General features: G+C 37.7%; 1 protein-coding gene and 1 pseudogene. Both read left to right on the top strand.

The annotated features are described in order from the left end of the window. Window positions 1-259 precede the first annotated feature (259 nt). On the top strand, window positions 260-787 hold the full coding sequence (locus tag WBN20_RS15065) for a gliding motility-associated C-terminal domain-containing protein (protein ID WP_424282277.1): 528 nt from the start codon (window positions 260-262) through the stop codon (window positions 785-787). A gap of 271 nt (window positions 788-1,058) precedes the next feature. Then, window positions 1,059-1,537, top strand: a pseudogene (locus tag WBN20_RS15060) (hypothetical protein); the annotation flags it as partial.

The following is a 1,537-nucleotide window of genomic DNA, read 5'->3' as shown; positions in this document are numbered from 1 at the left end:
AGCCTATTATGAAGGTGTTTTAAATCTTTCCAAAATTGACGGTCAGGTGGGCGTTGAAGGGCAAAAGATTTTTAGTTTTCCTGTCGGTTGTGACGACATATTAAGACCATTGCAAATACAATTTATTGATGATGTTTTCCTGGCAAAATGAGCTTACTTTTTTGAAAATCCTGATTATCCCAGAAGTTTAGCCACGGGCTTTAATAGTAACGATAGGGATAGCAGTTTAGGAGGTATAAATACTCAGGAATTCTGGAATTTGACAACTACAGGCAGAATTCAAATAACTCTTAATTGGAACTCAGCCTCTTATCTGGAATCTTCGGTTGATGGCATAGAAAGTATCACTGTTGCAGGCTGGAGCAAGAAGAATGAACAATGGGACAATTTGGGAAATACTAAATATGAAGGGAATACCGAAGAAGGAATGGTTACTTCCAATATTTTCAACGCCAATGATTATGAAATCTTTACTTTAGGTTTTTTGTTTAATACAAAAGCCAACGAACCTGGCAACTATGCTCTAACACCAAATGGGGATGGAGTAAATGATTTTTTTAGTTTAAAAATTATGGAGCAATCGCCAAATAATGAATTTAAGGTATTCAATAGGTCGGGTCAGTTGGTTTATGAAAAAACAAATTATCAAAATGAATTTCAAGGAATTCCAAATCGAAATATCAACCAAAACAATAATCAATTGCCGGAAGGTGTTTACTTCTATCTAATTGATTTAAAAGATCTTAACCTTAAGTATCAGGGGTACTTTTATCTGGCTTTTGAATGATTTGTGGATTTTTAGGAAAATAAAGACCCGATAAGTAATTTATATTTCCGGCTATCCAATAATATCCAATATTATCCTATCCGGTTATTTGTATTTAGATCCATAATTCTGAAATATCCAGACATTCGACAAAAAGCCATAATCTCCGCTTATAAACAACGCTTACGAGTTTCACCACACAATTTTAGTTCTACACAACATTTTCTATAAAGGTCCTCATCTTCGGGTTATTTTTACGTTGAATTAATGATTTTACCCAAATCTTAATAAAATGACCCTGAAAAAATTACTTTTTATACTGTTAGTCGCATCTTCAACAATGGCGATAGCACAGGTAAAAATAGGTGAAAACCCCAATAGCATAGATACCGCTTCCATTTTAGAATTGGAAAGCAGCAACAAGGCTTTTGTACTCACCCGCCTTACTACAGCTCAAATGCAAGGTATTACACCATTGCGTGGCGCCTTGGTTTACAACATAGAAGCCCAATGTGTCTATCTTTATGATGGCAGTCAATGGAAGGACCTTTGCGGTGGATCGGGTTCTAATCCGGGCACTTTCACATTTGTAGATAACGGGAATGGCACTTTTACCATAAATTATTCAGACGGGACTTCTTTTACTTCTTCCGACCTTACCGGTCCCCAGGGACCAGTCGGTCCACAAGGGCCCGCAGGTGCTGATGGCACTCCTGGTCCAATAGGACCACAAGGCCCCGACGGAAATCAAGGCCCTGACGGGAATCAAGG

It is taken from the genome of Eudoraea sp., assembly GCF_049665975.1.
Classification (GTDB): Bacteria; Bacteroidota; Bacteroidia; order Flavobacteriales; family Flavobacteriaceae; genus Eudoraea.
The sequence above is the reverse complement of the archived record's forward strand: the minus strand, read 5'-3'. Positions and strand labels throughout refer to the sequence as shown.